General features: G+C 43.8%; 19 protein-coding genes. 3 read left to right on the top strand and 16 right to left on the bottom strand.

Annotated features, from left to right (window positions below; genetic code table 11):
* Positions 1-145 precede the first annotated feature (145 nt).
* Positions 146-373, top strand: coding sequence for a type II toxin-antitoxin system Phd/YefM family antitoxin (locus N7974_RS05690; RefSeq protein ID WP_262964679.1), 228 nt, complete (start codon positions 146-148; stop codon positions 371-373).
* Positions 374-381: 8 nt separating this feature from the next.
* Positions 382-795, top strand: coding sequence for a type II toxin-antitoxin system VapC family toxin (locus N7974_RS05685; RefSeq protein WP_262964678.1), 414 nt, complete (start codon positions 382-384; stop codon positions 793-795).
* A 179-nt stretch (positions 796-974) separates the two neighbouring features.
* Here the strand turns inward: N7974_RS05685 and cmoA are convergent, their stop codons facing one another.
* From cmoA to N7974_RS05605, 16 genes are all read right to left on the bottom strand, one after another.
* A complete protein-coding gene (gene cmoA, locus N7974_RS05680; RefSeq protein WP_262964677.1) occupies positions 975-1,715 on the bottom strand; it encodes a carboxy-S-adenosyl-L-methionine synthase CmoA in 741 nt (246 codons plus the stop codon).
* Between the two features lie 167 nt (positions 1,716-1,882).
* Entirely contained in the window at positions 1,883-2,074 is a 192-nt protein-coding gene (locus tag N7974_RS05675) for a CPXCG motif-containing cysteine-rich protein (RefSeq protein WP_262964676.1), read from the bottom strand.
* Between the two features lie 2 nt (positions 2,075-2,076).
* On the bottom strand, positions 2,077-2,916 hold the full coding sequence (locus N7974_RS05670) for an SDR family oxidoreductase (protein WP_262964675.1): 840 nt from the start codon (positions 2,914-2,916) through the stop codon (positions 2,077-2,079).
* Positions 2,916-3,500, bottom strand: coding sequence for a DUF4124 domain-containing protein (locus tag N7974_RS05665; RefSeq protein ID WP_262964674.1), 585 nt, complete (start codon positions 3,498-3,500; stop codon positions 2,916-2,918). Before N7974_RS05665 ends, N7974_RS05670 begins: the two co-directional genes overlap by 1 nt.
* 77 nt (positions 3,501-3,577) lie before the next feature.
* Positions 3,578-4,894: a POT family MFS transporter gene (locus tag N7974_RS05660; RefSeq protein ID WP_262964673.1), complete on the bottom strand. Its 1,317-nt coding sequence runs from the start codon at positions 4,892-4,894 to the stop codon at positions 3,578-3,580.
* 275 nt (positions 4,895-5,169) lie between these two features.
* Positions 5,170-7,023, bottom strand: a complete 1,854-nt coding sequence (glmS, locus tag N7974_RS05655) for a glutamine--fructose-6-phosphate transaminase (isomerizing) (RefSeq protein WP_262964672.1) — start codon at positions 7,021-7,023, stop codon at positions 5,170-5,172.
* Positions 7,024-7,075: 52 nt separating this feature from the next.
* Positions 7,076-8,443, bottom strand: coding sequence for a bifunctional UDP-N-acetylglucosamine diphosphorylase/glucosamine-1-phosphate N-acetyltransferase GlmU (gene glmU / locus N7974_RS05650; protein ID WP_262964671.1), 1,368 nt, complete (start codon positions 8,441-8,443; stop codon positions 7,076-7,078).
* 116 nt (positions 8,444-8,559) lie between these two features.
* Positions 8,560-8,982: a F0F1 ATP synthase subunit epsilon gene (locus N7974_RS05645; protein WP_262964670.1), complete on the bottom strand. Its 423-nt coding sequence runs from the start codon at positions 8,980-8,982 to the stop codon at positions 8,560-8,562.
* A 52-nt stretch (positions 8,983-9,034) separates the two neighbouring features.
* Entirely contained in the window at positions 9,035-10,417 is a 1,383-nt protein-coding gene (gene atpD, locus N7974_RS05640) for a F0F1 ATP synthase subunit beta (protein WP_262964669.1), read from the bottom strand.
* A 61-nt stretch (positions 10,418-10,478) separates the two neighbouring features.
* On the bottom strand, positions 10,479-11,342 hold the full coding sequence (gene atpG / locus N7974_RS05635; RefSeq protein WP_262964668.1) for a F0F1 ATP synthase subunit gamma: 864 nt from the start codon (positions 11,340-11,342) through the stop codon (positions 10,479-10,481).
* Between the two features lie 12 nt (positions 11,343-11,354).
* Complete coding sequence (gene atpA / locus N7974_RS05630; RefSeq protein ID WP_262964667.1) at positions 11,355-12,896, bottom strand: F0F1 ATP synthase subunit alpha; 1,542 nt, start codon at positions 12,894-12,896, stop codon at positions 11,355-11,357.
* A 16-nt stretch (positions 12,897-12,912) separates the two neighbouring features.
* Positions 12,913-13,446, bottom strand: a complete 534-nt coding sequence (locus tag N7974_RS05625) for a F0F1 ATP synthase subunit delta (protein ID WP_262964666.1) — start codon at positions 13,444-13,446, stop codon at positions 12,913-12,915.
* 5 nt (positions 13,447-13,451) lie between these two features.
* Positions 13,452-13,925 (bottom strand): F0F1 ATP synthase subunit B, encoded by a 474-nt coding sequence (locus tag N7974_RS05620; protein ID WP_243220516.1) that lies wholly within the window; start codon positions 13,923-13,925, stop codon positions 13,452-13,454.
* A 41-nt stretch (positions 13,926-13,966) separates the two neighbouring features.
* Complete coding sequence (gene atpE / locus N7974_RS05615; protein ID WP_019864635.1) at positions 13,967-14,254, bottom strand: F0F1 ATP synthase subunit C; 288 nt, start codon at positions 14,252-14,254, stop codon at positions 13,967-13,969.
* A gap of 50 nt (positions 14,255-14,304) precedes the next feature.
* A complete protein-coding gene (gene atpB, locus N7974_RS05610; protein WP_243220515.1) occupies positions 14,305-15,081 on the bottom strand; it encodes a F0F1 ATP synthase subunit A in 777 nt (258 codons plus the stop codon).
* 22 nt (positions 15,082-15,103) lie between these two features.
* Complete coding sequence (locus tag N7974_RS05605) at positions 15,104-15,463, bottom strand: ATP synthase subunit I (protein ID WP_243220514.1); 360 nt, start codon at positions 15,461-15,463, stop codon at positions 15,104-15,106.
* A 1,456-nt stretch (positions 15,464-16,919) separates the two neighbouring features.
* Here N7974_RS05605 and N7974_RS05600 point away from each other — a divergent pair.
* Positions 16,920-19,499 carry an autotransporter outer membrane beta-barrel domain-containing protein gene (locus N7974_RS05600; protein ID WP_262964665.1) on the top strand — a complete coding sequence of 860 codons (2,580 nt, stop codon included), beginning with the start codon at positions 16,920-16,922 and terminating at the stop codon, positions 19,497-19,499.
* The last annotated feature ends 142 nt before the right edge of the window (positions 19,500-19,641 follow it).

Here is a 19,641-nt window from a genome sequence, read left to right as displayed (position 1 = left end):
AACCATGCGTGTAATTTGTCTTTTCTGGATATATACATTTTTAGATAACCCCGTGAACCAGCGGTTGTATTAACTCCCTGTTGGTTTGACAATAGTATTTTTCACATATATTATGTACATTAATTTGTACATTTAGGACATTGCCATGAGACAAGCCAGTTTTACAGAAGTGCGTAACCACGCTAAACAGTATTTTGATATGGTCGAGTCTGGTGAATCAGTTCGGGTACTGCGTAATGGCAAACCTATTGCCGACATCGTTCCCATTTTTCCTGATTTACCTTCCTGGAAGCAACGCAAGGTGCAACCCTTGGTATTGGATGGTGTCTCGATTAGCCAGATGATTTTAGAAGAACGTAACTCCATTGTTTGAGGTTAAAAATGTTCGTTTTTTTTGATACCTCAGCGTTTGTTAAGCGCTATGTTAATGAATCAGGAACTGACAAAGTGATGGAGTGGTGTGACAGAGCAACGGAAATTGGTTTATCTGGTATTGCGTTACCCGAGATTATTTCTGCTTTTTGTCGCTTGCAAAGAGAAGGCAAAATCACCGATGGACAATATCGACAATTAAAATCATTGTTAATGGCTGATATTGAAGATGCTGTGTTATGCAACCTTACTCCCTTAGTATTATCAAAAGCGGTTTTAAGTCTTGAAAACAATGTATTACGTGGTATGGATGCTCTACATATTGGCAGTGCAGTGGCTTTAAAAGCCGATGTTTTTATTTCTTCTGATAAACGTCAATGTGAAGCCGCAGATCGTGCAGGTTTGAAGGTTGAGTGGGTATAAGTTAAAAATCGTAAACGTTAACTGCAAAAGGACGGATGAAGCCTGAAGTTGTGTTGATTTTTCAGTCAATTGAAATAATTTCAGTTTATACAAAGGGTTACCTACTTTAGTCAATAAAAAAACACCAGAGTTAAACTTGGCAGGTTTATCCCATGTTAAGTGGACAGCCTTCTATAACCTTAAACTTTAACCGCAATAAGGCAGGCAAAGTTAAACCATTGGAAGTAGGTGCCAATGCGACCAAATCCGGCTCTTTCCAGTAACGCATAGTTTTCATCCAGACGATAAGGGACCAAAACGTTTTCCAGCGCTTCACGTTTACGCTGATTTTCAATATCGGTATAACTGCTTTGGGAGACTTTAAATTGCAGGTAATGATCTATGTACAAGCGATTTAACACCGGATCATTGACCAGTATTTTCTCGGACAACAAGAGTATTCCACCGGGTTTGAGCGCCTCATAAACAGATTTCAGCAGCTGTTCCCTGCCAATGGGACGGACAAATTGCAAAGTCCAGTTCAGGATGGCAACATTGCAGGCAGGCAATTGGGGCAGATGGCTTAAATCGGCAGTAATTAATGATACTTTTCCTGCCGCTATTTGCCCTGATAATTTGTCGCGGGCTTTATCCAGCATTGATTCAGAATTGTCATAGCCTGTAAAACGGGCGCTTTCCGGGCATTTTTGATGTTTGGTAAGATGCTCTATGGTAGTTCCTGTCGAGCATCCCAAGTCACAAACGACACCGGCAACTTCCGGCAAAAAATCCATAACAAGATCGGACTGAATGCGCTGAACCTCGTTGTAAAAAGGTACGCTCCTTGAAACCATATCATCAAAGACTTTAGCAACACGTTCGTCAAAAGCAAAATCTTCCGCCCGACCGGTTTGTTGAAATACTCTATCTTGTTCTGTCATAGTGAGTGCTTTTTAGTGACGGTGTTCTGCCGGTATCAGGTTTGAGGTAAATGTAATAACGTTTACAGAGAAAATTTCAGAAATTAAACTTCCATAACATGATGATTTAGTTTGCACGGATAATAATCCTCAATCCCTTAAAGGGATAGTATCCGTTAGCAGCGAAATTATTCATCATCTCTTTTTACGTCAATAACCAATTCTCCCGCATGATCTTCAGATACGTTAAACAAGATCGGTGCACAACAAACTGCACAATCTTCATAATATTGCTGTGCACCTGCCGAGGTATCAATCAACACATCGAGAGCTTCACCACAATAGGGACAATAAATAATAATTTCGTCGAGATCTTGCATAATTAAACCTTTCTGAGTAGGGCATCCAGCCAAGACATAGGCAAAATGCGTTTAAGAACTGCAAACAGATAAGTCGGGAAAGTCACATAATAACGCATTTTAGGGCGCTTGGCTTCCAGCGCATGGATCACTTTTTCGGCAACTGCTTGGGCAGGTAAGGTAAATGTTACGGCCGCCCCTTCTTTTTGTAAGCGTGCTTCCATTGCTGCATAGGCTTCTTGGTGAAAACTGTGAGCCGGATCAATATTTTTTTGGTAGAGTGCGTAGGAGTTTTTTCTAAAATCACTTAAAACCGGCCCCGGTTCTATCAGTGAGATATGGATATTGGTACCATAAAGTTCCAGGCGTAAGGTATCTGCCAAACCTTCCAGAGCAAACTTGCTGGCGTTATAAGCGCCGCGATAGCGCATGGCAACCAGCCCAAGTATTGAGCTGTTATAGATAATCCTGCCATGGCCTTGTTTACGCATCAGCGGAATGAGTAAATTGGTCAGTTCGTGAGTGCCAAACAAGTTGGTTTCAAATTGATGTCTGAGCACATCCCGCGTTAAATCTTCAACGGCGCCCGGTTGACCAAAAGCCCCATTATTAAACAGTGCGTCACAATGTCCGTCAGTTAGGTCAATAACTTGTTTAACAGCTTGCTGTATGCTTTGACTATCAGCCAGATCAAGCTGAATGGCGGTAAAGCCTTCCTGTATTAAACACGTTACATCTTCGGATTTTCTTGCCGTAGCAATGACCTTATGCCCTCTTTTTTTTAATTCAACGGCAGTACAGTAACCGATGCCGGAGGAGCAGCCAGTTATTAAAATAGTTTTTGATAAATTGTTGTAGGTCATTACTTTGGTAATTCTTGTTCGTTAAAATAAAAAGACTTTCCGCTACTGCAATTGATTGCAAACATCAGTGCCTCTTTGGTGCTTTTACTATGTAATTCTACCGATTCAACGCGGATACATTGCCCGGATGCCAGTGCCTTTTGTGCGGCTTGTCTTCTTAGCCGTTCAATGTCCGCTAATCGGGTTTGGTAGGTTTTGACCAGATCTGGCAGTTTTTCAGGTGCATAAGGAGGAATGGCATAAACTGAAAATTTATCGGGATTGTTTTTGATAAGAAACTGATTTATTGCACTTTCGTTAAGAGCATCCTTGTTTATATTGGCTTGTTTTTTTAGTACTTGTTCCTGTTCAAGCTTTTGTTTTTCCAGTGCCATCTGTTGCTCTTTTTGTGCCAAATCCTGTTGATTATTTTTGTTGTCAGTAGTTGAATCGCCTGTTTTTATGTTAATCCTGCCATTATCGCGCCCTGATTCGCAAGGGCTGGAGCGATACTTTGTATTGCCGTTAGTATCAGTACATTTATAGATAGCAGCAGAGGCAGAGGCTGAAAAAAGGCTAACCATAATAAGCAGCGTAAGTTTCATTGGTTTCCCTCACATACTTTATAAAAACTAAATTCCAAGCTTTTATTATAGATTATTTGATCTATAGAAAGCATTTATCAGTGGTCTTCCCGGTAACGTTTACTCACGAGCAAAAACAATACTGCGGTAATCAACATCAATCCGCTAAAAAACCAGAAATAATTGGCACCGGCAAGCTTGCTGGTGCCGTCGTCATTATGAATAAAGAAATTAACGGCGCTGGTAAAAAGGTTGCCTAGTGCCACTGACAAAAAATAAAATGCCATAACGAATGATTTCATGGTTTTAGGTGCCTGGGTATAAGAAAACTCAAGACAGGTAATGGAAACCATAACCTCGGCTGAGGTTAAAAACAAATAAGCCAATAACTGCCAACTGATAGGTGGGGTTAAACCGGCATCCAGTTGCATTTGTATGATACTGGAGATGGTAAAAGCAATGACCGTAAGAAACAAACCGATGGTCATTTTTCTTAATGCAGTCAGTACCAAGAAACGGCTTAAAAAAGGATACACAACATAAGAAAATAAAGGCACCAGCAACATAATCAGCAGTGGATTTGCAGCCTGGATTTGTGAGGGCAGTAGTTCAAAACCAAACAGGTTACGATCCATTTTCCGGGCCTGTAGAATCCAGGATGAAGCAGTTTGATCAAATAATGCCCAGAAGACGGCAATAAAGGCATAAATGGAAGCCAGCTTGCCCAAGCTGGTTATGCCGACATGACTGAACATTTCCTTTATAAAGTTGATTCCGGCAGGCTGCACATGGACAAAGCGATAACGCCCGGACCAGAAAGTAATCGTTGCCATCAGCATTAACAAACCGGGAACAGCAAAAGCGACAGAAGAGCCATAATGCGCCAGTAACCAGGGAACAATCAACATGGCGCTAAACGCGCCAAAATTGATGGAAAAATAAAACCAGCTAAATACTTTGGTCATTAAATGCTGATTGGCAATCCCGAACTGATCGCCAATATGAGCCGAAACACAGGGCTTTATTCCGCCTGCACCCATGGCAATAAGACCTTGTCCAATCAACAAACCCATACGGGTATCATCAATGGCCAAAGCAAAATGGCCCAGGCAATAAATCAGCGATAAAAAAATAATGGTTTGATATTTACCGATAAGACCGTCAGCCAATAAAGCACCGAGCAGCGGCATAAAGTACACAATCGAGACAAATAAATGAAAATAACCCTGCGCTTCATTTTCTGACATAACCGCCAGTTGACCTGATGAATTCATCAAATTCTGGGTCATAAAAACCACTAATATTGCCCGCATCCCGTAATAGCTAAAGCGTTCAGCGGCTTCGTTGCCTACAATATAAGCTATACCTGGTGGCAGTTTGTTTGACGGGTCAGGCCGGGTTTTATAATTGGGCATTATGCCGATCTTGTAAGTGGTTAAGATGCCTTGTTATTATGACACGGGCAAAAAGTTACGAGTCGCTCAATTTGATTGTTGGCATCAATAGCGTATTGGATATCATAAAGCGCTGTTAAACGTATTTGCATTGCACTAATTAGCCATAATTTATAATCAAAACCCCCACCAGAACCTCGGCCGCTCTTGATCGATATATTATGGCTAACTTAAAACCGTTTTAGTATGTAATTTTATTACTCTCCTACATCAGCCTCATTATTTACCGGTAACACTTACTCCACAGTAACCGATTTTGCAAGGTTTCGGGGCTGGTCGACATCAGTCCCTTTTAAAACAGCAACATGATAGGATAATAACTGCAACGGAATAGTATAAATAATTGGCGAAATTTCATTTTCAACTTGCGGTACTTTTACAATCTGTACATTACCATCAGAGGAAGAAGCTAATGTTTCATCCATAAAAACAATCAATTGCCCGCCTCTGGCGCTCACTTCCTGCATATTTGATTTCAGCTTTTCCAGCAACCGGTTGTTCGGCGCTACCGTAATAACCGGCATGTCTGCATCAATTAATGCCAAAGGACCGTGTTTTAACTCGCCAGCCGGATAAGCCTCGGCATGAATATAAGAGATTTCTTTTAACTTTAACGCACCTTCCATGGCAATCGGATAATGTGTTCCCCTGCCCAAAAACAAGGCATGCTGTTTTTCTGCAAATTGCTCGGCCAATAGCTTAATTTCATCATCCAACTCCAATACTGCTTCAATTTTTCCCGGTAAACTAAATAATTCCGAGGTGATTTTCTGCTCCATTGTTTCGGTCATATGGAATCGCCTGCCTATGGCAATCACCAACAGCATCAACGCTACTAACTGTGTTGTAAACGCTTTTGTCGAGGCAACACCTATTTCAGGCCCTGCACGCGTAATCAAGACCAGATCGGACTCCCTGATCAACGAACTCTCGGGAACATTACAGATTGCCAAGGAATATTTGGCACCCAATTTTTTAGCTTCTTGCAGGGCTGCCAGGGTATCGGCTGTTTCACCTGATTGAGAAATGGTAACAACCAGGGTATCCGCTGCCAAAACCGGACTTCTATAGCGAAACTCACTGGCCACCTCAATATTACAAGGTACTCCGGCCAATTTTTCAAACCAGTAGCGCGCTACCATGCCGGCATGATAACTGGTGCCACAAGCTAAAATTTGTACGGCTTTGATATTATCGAATACGTCAATTGCATCATGCCCAAATGAACTTTCTTGCAAGCGATTATTAACGAATCTGCCTTCCAGTGTTTGCGATACCGCAAACGGCTGTTCATAAATTTCTTTCAGCATGTAATGGCGATAATCGCCCTTATCAACCGAGTCTGCTGTTAATCGGCTTTCTTTAACGGGACGGTTAACAACATTGTCATCGACATCATAAATAACTAATTTGTCTATGCTGATAGAAGCTATGTCGCCCTCTTCCAAAAATATAAAACGCCTCGTAACAGGGAGTAAAGCGGCGACATCAGAAGCAATAAAATATTCACCAATACCCACGCCAATAACCAGCGGACTGCCTTTTCTACACGCTACCAAGGTATCCGGTTCTGAGGCGCTGATTATCCCCAAGGCATACGCACCTTCCAGTTTTTTTACCGCCAGTTTGACTGCATTTAACAAACCATCAGTGCCCTGCCCTGAGCCAAGCCGAAGGGATTCCATGGCCTGATAAATTTCATGCACAATAACTTCGGTATCTGTTTCCGAGGTAAACTCATAACCGTTCTTTATCAACGCGCTGCGTAATACTTCATGATTTTCAATAATACCGTTATGAACTACCGCAATTTTATCCCGACAGATATGTGGATGTGCATTAGCGGTACTGGGCTTACCATGAGTTGCCCACCGGGTATGTGCAATGCCGATATTGCCCGAAACAGGATCAGCCTGTAACAACGCCTCAAGACCTTTAACTTTTCCTACTTCTCTTTTACGGTATATTACCTGGTCGTTGATAACTGCCAGTCCTGCTGAATCATAGCCACGATATTCAAGTCTTCTCAAGCCTTCCAGTAATATAGGCACAACATTTCGTTGCGCTATTCCACCTACAATTCCACACATATTATTTTTCCTCGGTAATTATTCCTGACATTACACGATCTCGTGCATCCATTCAGCCCTGTTTAACGGGTCGTTGCCAATCTGCAATAGAAACTTGTTTTGCCCTGCTTAACGTTAACTGATTTTCAGGACTGTCTTTGGTAATAGTTGAACCGGCACCTATCGTGGCATTTTTTCCTATGATGACCGGGGCGATTAACTGGGTATCCGAACCAATAAAAGCGCCATCTTCAATGATCGTTCTAAATTTGTTAACGCCATCATAGTTGCAGGTAATGGTTCCTGCTCCGATATTAACTTGCGCACCAACGGTAGCATCACCAATATAGCTTAAATGATTTATTTTACTAGATGCGGCTATGGATGATTTTTTGATTTCGACAAAATTACCGATATGCACATTTTCAGCCAACACAGATTCAGGACGCAAGCGTGCATAAGGTCCAATTTTACTGCCTTCACCGATAATGGCATTATCAATGACACAGTTAGCCAGGATTTCTACATTATCGCTAATAATGGAATTTTTTATATGCGTATTGGCACCTATTTTGACGTTATTGCCGATACTGTTTTTGCCTTCAATGATGACATTAACATCGCAAACTATATCAATCCCGAGCTTTTCAATAGAACCTCTGAGATCAAAACGTGCAGGATCCATTAAGGTAACGCCCTGCTCCATTAAATAACAGGCTTGTTCCAACTGATAAACACGCTCCAAATGACTGAGCTGAATACGATTATTGACACCCAACACTTCATCAACAGTTTCAGGCTGGTTCGTTACAATAGTAATACCATCGGCAACAGCCATCTCAATAATATCCGTTAAATAATATTCGCCTTGGGCATTGTTATTGGTTAACCGGTTTAACCATTTTTTTAACTGACCGCCCTGGACAGCCATGATGCCGGTATTACCTTCTTTAATCAGCTTTTCAGTGCTGGAAGCATCTTTTTCTTCGACAATTTTGGCTACCCGTCCAGACTCATCCCTGACTATTCTGCCGTAACCTGTCGGGTTTTCAAGATTGACTGTCAGTAACGCCAGCGACAAATCATTAACGTTGGCTATTAATTGCTTTACCGTCGTTAATTTCAATAAAGGGACATCGCCATAAAGAATTAAAACGGTATCGGTATCAGTAATTTGATCGCTAACTTGCTGTACGGCATGACCCGTACCTAACTGCTGTTGTTGTTCAATCCAGCCGGCTTCCAAATCAGGTAAAGACTCTCTGACCAGATCGGCGCCATGGCCATAAACAATTTTAATAGCGTTGTTGTCCAGTTGCTGACACATATCGTAGACATGCTGCAATAAGGGTCTATTGGCAATTTTATGCAAAATTTTAGGCAACTCGGAACGCATGCGCGTACCTTTACCGGCGGCAAGAATAATAGTCGTAATTTTCATTTAAAATCCTGTTAAAAAAAAAGCCCGATAGCGTAGCATACGTTATCGAGCTTTTTAAAAATTGTAGAATTGCGCTTTTATCTTACCGGCAGCAATCGTGCATCTGTATTTTTTTATTATCCGCCACGCTTTCTAAGCCTGTCCAGCGTTCTTAATTGCATAACAGCTTGGGCCAACTCAGCTTGTGCTGTTGCGTAATCAATTTTACCTGATTTATCTGCCAGCGCATCTTCTGCTTTCGCTTTAGAATCCAATGCGAGTGCTTCGTCAATATCTTTTGCTCTAATAGCTGTATCAGCCAAAATAGTGACCAGATGAGGTTGCACCTCTAATATTCCGCCTGATATATAGAAGGCATAACTTTCATTTTCACTTACTTTGACCCGAACTTCACCCGGATTAAGCTTTGTTATTAATGGAGCATGCCGGGGCGAAATACCCAGTTCCCCAAGTTCACCCGGAGCAAAAATCATTTCCGCAAGGCCGGAAAAGATCTCCTTTTCCGCGCTTACGATGTCTACATGTACGGTCATAGTCATTTTTTCACCTGTTTCAAACCCCTCTCTGCCGTTAAGCAGAGAGAAACATTTATTAGCCTTTTAATGTCTTCGCTTTCTCAAGTACTTCGTCTATGGTACCTACCATATAAAAAGCTTGCTCAGGAATAGCATCGTACTCACCGGCAATAATACCTTTAAAACCAGCAATGGTATCTTTCAGCGATACGTATTTACCTGGTGAACCGGTAAAAACTTCCGCAACAAAGAAAGGTTGAGACAAGAATCGTTGCATTTTACGAGCTCTTGATACAGTCAATTTATCTTCTTCAGATAACTCATCCATGCCCAAAATCGCAATAATATCACGCAATTCTTTGTAGCGTTGCAAGATACCCTGAACTTTACGTGCGACATCATAATGCTCTTGTCCAATAACCAAAGGATCAAGCTGACGACTGGTTGAATCCAGTGGGTCAATAGCAGGATAAATACCTAACTCGGCAATTTGCCGTGACAATACGACGGTCGCGTCCAAATGGGCAAAAGTTGTTGCAGGTGATGGATCGGTTAAATCATCTGCGGGTACATAAACCGCCTGAATAGACGTAATGGAACCCGTTTTGGTTGAGGTAATCCGTTCCTGTAAAACACCCATTTCTTCGGCCAGTGTTGGCTGGTAACCTACCGCTGAAGGCATACGACCCAACAGTGCAGATACTTCAGTTCCCGCCAGCGTATAACGGTAAATATTATCCACGAAGAATAAAACGTCACGACCTTCATCACGGAAATATTCCGCCATGGTTAATCCGGTTAAGGCAACGCGCAACCTGTTTCCGGGCGGCTCGTTCATTTGTCCATAAACCAGTGATACTTTGTCGATTACGTTTGAATCGGTCATTTCGTGATAGAAGTCATTTCCTTCACGAGTACGTTCACCAACACCTGCAAACACAGAATAACCACTGTGCTCGATAGCGATGTTACGAATCAACTCCATCATATTAACGGTTTTACCAACACCCGCGCCACCGAATAAGCCGACCTTACCACCTTTGGTAAAAGGACAAACCAAATCGATAACCTTAATACCGGTTTCCAGCAATTCGTTAGCGGCTGCTTGTTCTGCATAGCTTGGCGCTTCACGATGGATGCCCCATTTGACTTTTTCGCCGATAGGGCCTTTTTCGTCGATGGGCTCGCCCAGGACGTTCATGATACGGCCCAGGGTTTCTTTACCTACCGGTACAGAAATAGGCGCTTTGGTATTACTAACAACCAAGCCTCTGCTTAAGCCGTCGGTACTACCCATCGCAATAGTTCTGACGACGCCATCACCTAATTGCTGTTGTACTTCCAATACGAGACCTTTGCCTTCTACGTTTAAGGCATCATATACTTTTGGCAGATCTGCACGTGAAAATTCCACGTCAACGACCGCGCCGATAATTTGAACGATTTTACCCGAACTCATTGAGTTGTCCTCTAAATGTTGTGTCATTTTGCTTGGGGCCTTCGACTAGCTCAGGAGAGCCCTAAACCGCTGCGGCACCTGCAACAATTTCTGAAATTTCCTGAGTGATGGCGGCTTGTCTGGCTTTGTTGTAAATCAGTTGCAACTCACTGATAAGGTTTCCGGCATTATCCGAAGCACTTTTCATGGCAACCATTCTGGCAGACTGCTCACAGGCATTATTTTCAACCAGACCTTGGTAAACTTTGGATTCGATAAAACGATTTAATAAATGATCCAAAACGTCTTTCGCATCAGGCTCATAAATATAATCCCAATGACCATTCAGAGTTTCGTCAAGTTCACAGGCCACTACAGGAAGTAACTGTTCAATAATTGGCCGTTGAGTCATGGTGTTGACGAATTCGTTGCTAACTACATACAACTCATCGATGCTACCTGCCTCATAGGCATCCAGCATTATTTTTATAACACCAGCTATATCCTGAAGGCGCGGAGCGTCACCTAACTTGGAAACCTGACCGACCAGATTGACTTTCAGATTGCTAAAGAAGCCGGAAGCTTTTGAACCAATGGTACAAACATCAACTGCTACGTTTGCTTTATCCCATTCTATTAATTGGCTTAGCGTCTTTCTGAATAAATTTGAATTCAGTCCGCCACACAAGCCTCTATCAGAACTCACCAAAATAATCCCTACCCGCTTGACATCTCGTACTATCAAATAAGGGTGCTTATATTCCGGATTGGCCTGAGCCAAGTGTTTAATAATTTTACCAATTTTTATAGAATAGGGCCTTGTTGCCTGCATTCTGTCTTTTGTTTTACGCATTTTACTCGCAGCAACCATCTCCATTGCGCGAGTAATTTTTTGAGTATTTTTGATACTCGCAATTTTTGTGCGTATTTCTTTACCAACAGCCATGTGAAAACCCTTTTACCAACTATGAGTTTTAATGAAAGTTTCGATAGCAGTTCTTATGCCACTACTAATTTCATTACTAAAATCGCCAGTTGCATTAATGTTATTCATTAAATCAGACTGCTCTGATTTCATATACAACTGTAAAGCAGCTTCAAAATCCAGTACCTTGTTCACTTCAATGTTATCAAGGAAACCTTCATTAGCAGCAAACAACGAAACCGCCATTTGCGCCACTGACATCGGCGAATATTGATTTTGCTTCATTAATTCCGTGACCCGTTGACCACGTTCAATTTGCTTGCGAGTGTTTTCGTCCAGATCCGAAGCGAACTGGGCAAAAGCTGCCAACTCACGGTACTGCGCCAAATCAAGACGGGTACCACCACCTAACTTCTTGATGATCTTTGTCTGTGCTGCGCCACCTACGCGTGATACCGACAAGCCGGCATTTACGGCCGGGCGGATACCTGCGTTAAACAAGTTGCTTTCAAGGAAAATCTGACCATCAGTAATGGAAATAACGTTAGTCGGTACAAAAGCCGATACGTCACCACCTTGAGTTTCAATAATTGGCAATGCTGTTAATGAGCCGGTTTTACCTTTTACTTTACCGCCGGTAAGCTTTTCAACTTCAGCTGCATTGATACGTGATGCTCTTTCCAGCAAACGCGAATGCAAATAAAATACGTCACCTGGATACGCTTCACGACCTGGAGGACGACGCAGCAATAAGGACACCTGACGATAAGCCCAAGCTTGTTTGGTTAAATCATCATAGATAATCAGGGCATCTTCACCACGATCTCTAAAGAACTCACCCATTGAACAGCCGGTGTACGGTGCAATAAATTGCAAGGCAGCGGATTCAGAAGCTGATGCCGCAACAATAATCGTATGCGCCATTGCGCCATGCTCTTCGAGCTTGCGAACTACGTTGGCAATTGATGAACGTTTTTGACCGATAGCCACATAGATACATTTAATGCCTGTACCTTTTTGATTAATGATGGCATCAATCGCAATGGCTGTTTTACCGGTTTGTCTGTCACCAATAATCAATTCGCGCTGTCCACGACCTACCGGAACCATCGCATCAATTGATTTCAAACCCAACTGTACGGGTTGATCAACAGACTGACGGGCAATTACACCCGGTGCGATTTTTTCAATAGGTGACGTTTCAGTCGTATCAATAGCACCTTTACCGTCGATAGGGTTACCCAGCGCGTCAACGACACGACCCAGTAAGGCCTCACCAACAGGTACTTCCAAAATTTTACCGGTACATTTTACAATGTCGCCCTCGGTAATATGCTGATATGCACCTAATATCACCACACCGACTGAATCTCTTTCAAGATTAAGTGCCATTCCAAAGGTATTACCCGGGAATTCAAGCATCTCACCTTGCATAGCTTCAGAAAGACCATGTACTCTTACAATACCGTCAGTCACACTGACTACGGTACCTTCTGTATGCGCTTCGGCACTTAAGTCGAAGTTTTCGATCTTCTTTTTAATCAGATCGCTTATTTCAGATGGGTTTAATTGCATGTGCTTTTTCTCACTCTCACTGTAGTGCTTTTTGCATGTGTTGAAGCCGGCCTCTAATAGATCCGTCAATTACTCTGTCGCCTGCTCTTACGAGAAAACCACCAATTAATGACTTATCCAGAGTTACATTCATATGGATTTTTTTGCCCAGAGTCTTTTCCAAAGTTACCGCAAAGTTTTGCTTGGCTTCTTTGGATAATGCATAAGCAGTCAATACGTCAACCTCGACATAACCCTCATCCTCAGCTTTATAGGCTTCGAAGATCTTGACAATAGAGGGTAACAAGCCGAGTCGATTGTTATGAACCAGCAATTTCAGAAAATTTTCATTTTCTTCATTAAGGTGCTCCTGGCAAATGTCCAGTATCAGTGCCAACAACCTGTCTTTGCCTACTTTTGGGTTATCGACTACAGCAGAAATATCTTCATTTTCTAGGACAGCCGACATAAAGGCCAAGCTTTGCGACCACTTTGCGGTCGCATCAGTTTCCTTGGCCCTTTTAAACACTGCCGCTGCGTAAGGCCTTGCTAATGTTGCCAGTTCGCTCATTATGCTTAACCTAATTGATTAGAGACTTTGCTAATAATGTCCTGGTGCTTGGCTTTATCAATTTCTGCACCCAGAATTTGTTCTGCGGCACTTAACGCCAAATCAGCAACTTCTTGACGCAAACCTTCTTTAGCTTGCTGTATTTCCTGATCAATTTGTGCTTTTGCTGCAATAATCAAACGCTCGCCTTCTTTCTTGGCGATATCTTTTGATTCTTCAACAATTTCATTTGCACGTTTCTGAGCCAAGGTAACAATCTCTGAAGATTGCACTTTAGCTTCTTTTAAAACGCCTTTAGCTTTTTTCTCGGCCAGAATAATTTCTTCCTGACCTCTTTCAGCAGCAGCCAAACCATCGGCAATTTTCTTTTTACGTTCTTCTAAAGAGTCAAATAAAGGAGGCCAGATGTACTTCATGGTAAACCATACCAGAAGTGCAAATGTAATCATTTGCCCAATCAGAGTAGCATTGATACTCACGATGCGTTCCTCTTGTTGCTATTGAAATTAGACAGCTTGTATTAACCCGCAGCCGCAGCTTGTACAGCAGACAGGAATGGGTTTGCGAAAGTAAAGAACAACGCCAAACCAACACCAATCATGGTTACCGCATCCAACAGACCGGCAACAACAAACATTTTTACTTGTAGCATAGGAACCATTTCCGGTTGACGGGCTGCGCCTTCCAGGAATTTTCCACCCAACAAACCGAAACCTATAGCAGTTCCTAAAGCGCCCATACCAAGAACCAGACCTACTGCAATAGCAGTCATGCCTTGTACGTCAGCAATTAATCTTGCAATTTCCATGAAACCTCCAAACGGTTAAAAAAGTAATAAAAAAAACGGTTAAACAATAATTAATGATCTTCGTGCGCCATACTCAGGTAAACAATAGTCAATACCATAAATATAAAAGCTTGAAGAGTAATAATTAAAATGTGAAATATTGCCCAAGGGAAACTTAATACCGGTTGAATGTACCAGGGTAACAAGGCAATCAAAATAAAAATCAACTCACCGGCATACAGGTTTCCGAATAAACGAAGCGCCAGTGAGATTGGTTTTGCAATTTCTTCTACTAATTTCAGCAGCAGGTTAAAAGGTAATAACCAGGGGCCAAAAGGCTGAAACATTAATTCTTTGGCAAAGCCCCAAGGGCCTTTTATTTTAATGCTATAAAAAATAATCAAGCAGAAAACCGAAATCGACATGGCAAATGTCGCATTTAAATCGGTACTAGGCACGGATCGCAAATATTCGATACCCATCATTGAGCCAATTAACGGCAGAATATCAACCGGGAACAAATCCATAAAGTTCCACAGAAATACCCAGCAAAATATGGTTAAGGCCAACGGGGCAATTAATTTACTGTTGCCATGAAAGCTGTCTTTAACCTGATTATCAACAAATTCTATCAGCATTTCAGCAAAATTTTGCACTAATCCGGGGACACCAGTGGTTGCTTTTTCTGCGGCCCTCTTAAAAAACCAAAGGAACAAGCCGCCTAACGCCGCCGAGAAAAACAAGGTATCAAGATGCAGTGTCCAAAAACCCTCACCAGCTTGTAGTGGCGTTAAATGGTGAATAATATAACCGGTTGCACCTTCGGCGGCATGAACTTCAGTAGCCATCGTTCCTCTCTTAATTGTAATGTTAGCGCATCAATAACGCGAACCAAAAAACTGATAATGCTGTTATGTAGCCAACTAACAGCGGTAATATTTCTATGTTTGGCACTCTAAAAATCATTATAAACAGCGCGGCGGTTAACAACAATTTGCCTGATTCTCCGGCATAAAAGGAGTTGACCATCTTTCGCGCTGGCTGCCCGGAAGATTTAACTATCCGTAAAGCAAAATACAAGTTGGGAACAAAAGCTGCCATCCCCCCTAAAGCGCTGGATAAGGCTTGCTGCCATCCCCCGGCAAAGCCAAAGCCGGCAGTAATTACCAGTATTATCAATAATTGATAACTTAGAATTTTACTGAAAGCAGAGTAGTTTCTACTTGCCACACAGTTCTCCAAACATAATAGCTTGAGGATTATAGCCAGCGGTCTGCATTAAATCAAGGCGGAATAAAATCAACCAAGAAGTTTATAGCTATCCATGACCGCTTTCTTGCCTGAAAAACCATTCAACACCACAGATTAGGCCTCATTATTCACCTTCACTATGCCGAAATTATATAATTTTTATGATGACCAAAATCTATCTAATTTTAAAGACAGTAATTTAACATCCAACGTCAAACAATTTTACAAGGTATTTTTAATGCAGTGTAATTTTGGCTAGCATTGGCAAAACCAAACAATTCTGCTTGCCAATTTATAAAACCAAACTTCCGGCACAAACTTGAGTATTGATTCAATATATCGCTCGATATGGCTACCATCTATTATTCCTTGCACACTCTAATACGCACTCGACAATACACTCCTGCTAATGTAAGTCGCCATACACTTATCAAAAATGTGATTTAAGCATATCCCAGGCTATTTTATTATGGGAATATACTTTTCGTTGACTTTAGGAGTGATAGCCAACAGAATCGCCAATTATATTGTCAGTTTTTAATTACGACTGACGTTAAATCACAAAAAAGTAATTCCGCTCAGCGGAATTTTTTAAAGACAACTAAACAATTTTGGAAAGTCATTGAAAAAACGTAATTGGCACGGACAGCAAAAACACCATCAATATCCAGCATATATCTCATTGACCGCAGACACTCGGATAGGCGCCTCAGTCAAGGATAAATCGTTCTGCATCACCGCATCGCTGCTACTGCAATGTATATGGATCGCACCAGCCTTGGCAGAAAACCCATCATGGAATCTTTACGACGGACTTCTTACTATTGACATTCCGTTTTCTAATGGTGCGATTAGCGACAGCAACGAAAACACGCCTCAAGTCTACCTGCAGATGAATGGCGGCAAGCCTACGCCATTTGGCATGGACACTGGATCAACCGGCATCGCAGTTTCCGGTAACGACCCCGGCTCGACTCTCAACCAATCTTACGATTATTTTAATCCGGACCCGACAAAAGGTGATGTTAGGGGGGACGCAGGAACGATTACCTACGATAGCAGCGGAAATGTACTGCATGGTACCTACTGGACCACAACGTTGAGCATCATGACTAGCAAAGCTCCCACAAAAGAAGATCCTACCCCCCTTACCCTTACCCCGCTGGAGGTTGCTCAATCGCGCGTACAGGTGCTGTTGGTGGATCACATTACCTGCTTGAACAATAGCCAATGCTCCGAAAAACATGGAGAAACTGGACCAACCGGCCCCCCCAACGTAGCTTATATGGGCATCGGGTTCGGTCGCGACCCGCAGGCGACAATTCCCCCGGTTGCCACAAACCCGTTCGTCAATCTTAGTGCACTGACGTCGGGTCAGCCTATAGATAAGGTTCGGGCAGGCTACATCATCTCTAATACCGGTGTTACTCTCGGCATGTCATCAGCGACTACACAGAACTTTGCCTTCGTCAAGCTGACATCCAATCCAAGCGCTTCCACGCAATCAACAACTCAATGGAACGGTGCGCCATTAACTGTGACGGCCGGCGGCGAAACCGGTAGCGGGACAATCCTGATGGACACCGGCATCAACTACATGTTTCTGACTCCCGCTCCGAATAGTTCGCTGGCCATTGGCACGCAACCAGACGATACTACTGTGGACATCTACCTGCCAGGGCAGACCACGCCGCAGCTAGCCTTCTACACGATCACTGTAGGAGATTCCACCAATCCTCTGCAGCCGGCATCGGTTAAAGTATTGAAAAACCCCAGCCCTTTCGTCAATACGGGAAGACAGTTCCTTCAGGGATTCAACTACCTCTACGACGCCGTCGACGGCTATGTAGGCTATCAATGGAACGGCAATACCGCTTCCAGCGCTTATGCCAATGTAACACCAATGGTGGCCTTTCAAAATGAAGTTGATCTACCCAACGGCTTCGTCACTGACCTCCCGGTCGTACTGATGGACAACACTACTCTTACCCAGTCAGGCTCGGGGATCATAGCCGGAAATATCTCTGGTACGGGCGGACTGACTTTTAAGAGCGGGATACTGGAACTGTCAGGAACCAACACCTACACTGGCAGTACGACTATCAACCAAGAGGCGTCACTGGATCTGACCGGCTCCGGCAGTATCGCCACATCCACCAGCTTGGTGAACAATGGTACATTCGATATTTCGGGCACATCGACTGGAACTGCAATCAGCACACTCTCCGGCGATGGCACGATTAACCTCGGTGAACAAACCCTAACCCTAACACAGGCAGTGGATACCTTCACAGGCGCAATACAAGGAACAGGCGGCCTGACGATCGCAAGCGGATCGGAGACATTGAGCGGCAACAATAATTACACCGGAACAACTTTGGTTCAGGGCGGAGTCCTGCACGTCAACGGTAGCTTGGCAAGTCCGGTAGATGTCAGCGTTGGTGGAGCCTTACGCGGCACCGGAGAAGTCAATGGACCAATCAATGTCAGCGGCACTCTGGCACCGGGTAACTCGCCGGGTACGCTAACCGTAACAGGACCGGTTACCTTGAACTCCGGCAGTATCTTCGAAATTGACATCGACGGTACCGGCATTAATAACGGCGAGGGCAATTACTCGCGCCTGTTAATGAACGGAAGCACCAGCAGCTTCACCGCCAATGGTACCCTGAATCCGCTCTTGCGTGGCATAACCGGCAACGCCACCAATACTTTTACTCCCGCCATCGGCAACCAGTTTAGAATCGTTACTGCCCAAGGTGGCATTCAAGGTCGTTTCTTGCCGCTCATTCAGCCAACGGGGCTTGCCAACGGAACATCACTGGACGTGTTTTATAATGGCGGCGGTAGCAACAGCATTGATCTGTTTACCACGCCAGCGTCGTATGCCAACCAGATCGGCCTGTCAGATGGCAATCTCAATGCCCGTTCCGTTGGTCAAACGCTGGACTTTATGCGTGGGCAGGATAACGTTAATTTGGCGACCTCAAGCCAAAATGAACTACGCTATGACTTGGCCGGTTTGAATACTGCGCAAATTCTGTCGGCCGCGACCGCACTGGCTGGAGAGGTTCATGGCGCAATGGCGGCAGCAGCTCCGGAAGCCGGTCGCTGGCTGCAGGGCGCAGTGGCAAGGCAATTAAGCGCCTCGCCCGGCCAAGAACAACCAGAGCTTAAGGCTGGCGACAACATCTGGATCGATTTCAATGCCAACCAAAGCAGCACCAACGGCGGATCAACGGCTAGCGGCTACAGCGCCAGCCGCTACCAATTCGCTATAGGCGCAGACATCCTGCACAGTCAGACCAATCGCTTGGGTCTGGGCGTAACCTATGCATCAACCAACGTTGGATCCACCAACGGCTCCGGAACTCTTGAGGAAGCTTCGCCGTTCCTGTACGGACAATACGCTATCGGCAAAACGCGGCAAGTCATTTTCGACGGATTGTTTGGCTATGGCTTCAATACTTGGCAAACCCATCGGGCTGACCCCTTGCATATTTCTCCCACAGAGTTAAAAACCGACGCCAACGGTAACAGCACCTCGGTGAGCGTAGGTGCCCGCTCGGCTTGGTCGGTAGGCTACGGTGTAAGCATCGAACCGTTTACGCGCGTCCTTTGGCAAAACTCCAGTCGTGGCGCAGTCAACGAAGGAATGACATCGCCTGCCGCTTTAAATCTGGCGAGTTACGGACTAAACGGCACGCGCCTGTTGGTGGGTACGGCCATTGGCTCAGACCATAGCGATCCACTGTCCACAATGCTCACCTACCGCGCCAGCATAGCTTTTGGCGAAGATTTTGACGATTTGGTTTATCCGACTGTACAAGCGTCCTTGGTTGGTACCAACTTCCAAATCAATGCACCCAAAGTTGGGCGTGAGTTTGCGCAACTCGCTTTGAGCACCACCTACAAAGTGATTGATAGCGCCTATATTTATGCAGGACTTAACGGTGAGGCGAGGGAAAATCGCCTGGATGGTGGCGTCAATGCCGGATTCAATTTAAAGTTTTAAAGTGAGGCGCTTACGACTTTCGCATAAAAGCTTTATTTGCTTGAATATTGATTCCAGAGTGGCGATCGAATCGGAAAAATTCTCTATGGCAGCCTGAGAATCTTTCACTGATCTTTTTCTGATTGATACAATTGTTACAATG

The sequence above is a fragment of the Methylobacter psychrophilus genome (assembly GCF_025583945.1).
Classification (GTDB): domain Bacteria; phylum Pseudomonadota; class Gammaproteobacteria; order Methylococcales; family Methylomonadaceae; genus Methylobacter_C; species Methylobacter_C psychrophilus.
Note: the sequence above shows the minus strand (reverse complement) of the source record. Positions and strands in the feature narration are given on the sequence as shown.

What these genes read in the sequence shown, in the direction of transcription:
- N7974_RS05690 (WP_262964679.1), top strand. Translation starts at nt 146, where the DNA reads ATGAGACAAGCCAGTTTTACAGAAGTGCGTAACCACGCTAAACAGTAT.
- N7974_RS05685 (WP_262964678.1), top strand. Translation starts at nt 382, where the DNA reads ATGTTCGTTTTTTTTGATACCTCAGCGTTTGTTAAGCGCTATGTTAAT.
- cmoA (WP_262964677.1), bottom strand. Translation starts at nt 1,715, where the DNA reads ATGACAGAACAAGATAGAGTATTTCAACAAACCGGTCGGGCGGAAGAT.
- N7974_RS05675 (WP_262964676.1), bottom strand. Translation starts at nt 2,074, where the DNA reads ATGCAAGATCTCGACGAAATTATTATTTATTGTCCCTATTGTGGTGAA.
- N7974_RS05670 (WP_262964675.1), bottom strand. Translation starts at nt 2,916, where the DNA reads ATGACCTACAACAATTTATCAAAAACTATTTTAATAACTGGCTGCTCC.
- N7974_RS05665 (WP_262964674.1), bottom strand. Translation starts at nt 3,500, where the DNA reads ATGAAACTTACGCTGCTTATTATGGTTAGCCTTTTTTCAGCCTCTGCC.
- N7974_RS05660 (WP_262964673.1), bottom strand. Translation starts at nt 4,894, where the DNA reads ATGCCCAATTATAAAACCCGGCCTGACCCGTCAAACAAACTGCCACCA.
- glmS (WP_262964672.1), bottom strand. Translation starts at nt 7,023, where the DNA reads ATGTGTGGAATTGTAGGTGGAATAGCGCAACGAAATGTTGTGCCTATA.
- glmU (WP_262964671.1), bottom strand. Translation starts at nt 8,443, where the DNA reads ATGAAAATTACGACTATTATTCTTGCCGCCGGTAAAGGTACGCGCATG.
- N7974_RS05645 (WP_262964670.1), bottom strand. Translation starts at nt 8,982, where the DNA reads ATGACTATGACCGTACATGTAGACATCGTAAGCGCGGAAAAGGAGATC.
- atpD (WP_262964669.1), bottom strand. Translation starts at nt 10,417, where the DNA reads ATGAGTTCGGGTAAAATCGTTCAAATTATCGGCGCGGTCGTTGACGTG.
- atpG (WP_262964668.1), bottom strand. Translation starts at nt 11,342, where the DNA reads ATGGCTGTTGGTAAAGAAATACGCACAAAAATTGCGAGTATCAAAAAT.
- atpA (WP_262964667.1), bottom strand. Translation starts at nt 12,896, where the DNA reads ATGCAATTAAACCCATCTGAAATAAGCGATCTGATTAAAAAGAAGATC.
- N7974_RS05625 (WP_262964666.1), bottom strand. Translation starts at nt 13,446, where the DNA reads ATGAGCGAACTGGCAACATTAGCAAGGCCTTACGCAGCGGCAGTGTTT.
- atpE (WP_019864635.1), bottom strand. Translation starts at nt 14,254, where the DNA reads ATGGAAATTGCAAGATTAATTGCTGACGTACAAGGCATGACTGCTATT.
- atpB (WP_243220515.1), bottom strand. Translation starts at nt 15,081, where the DNA reads ATGGCTACTGAAGTTCATGCCGCCGAAGGTGCAACCGGTTATATTATT.
- N7974_RS05600 (WP_262964665.1), top strand. Translation starts at nt 16,920, where the DNA reads ATGTCATCAGCGACTACACAGAACTTTGCCTTCGTCAAGCTGACATCC.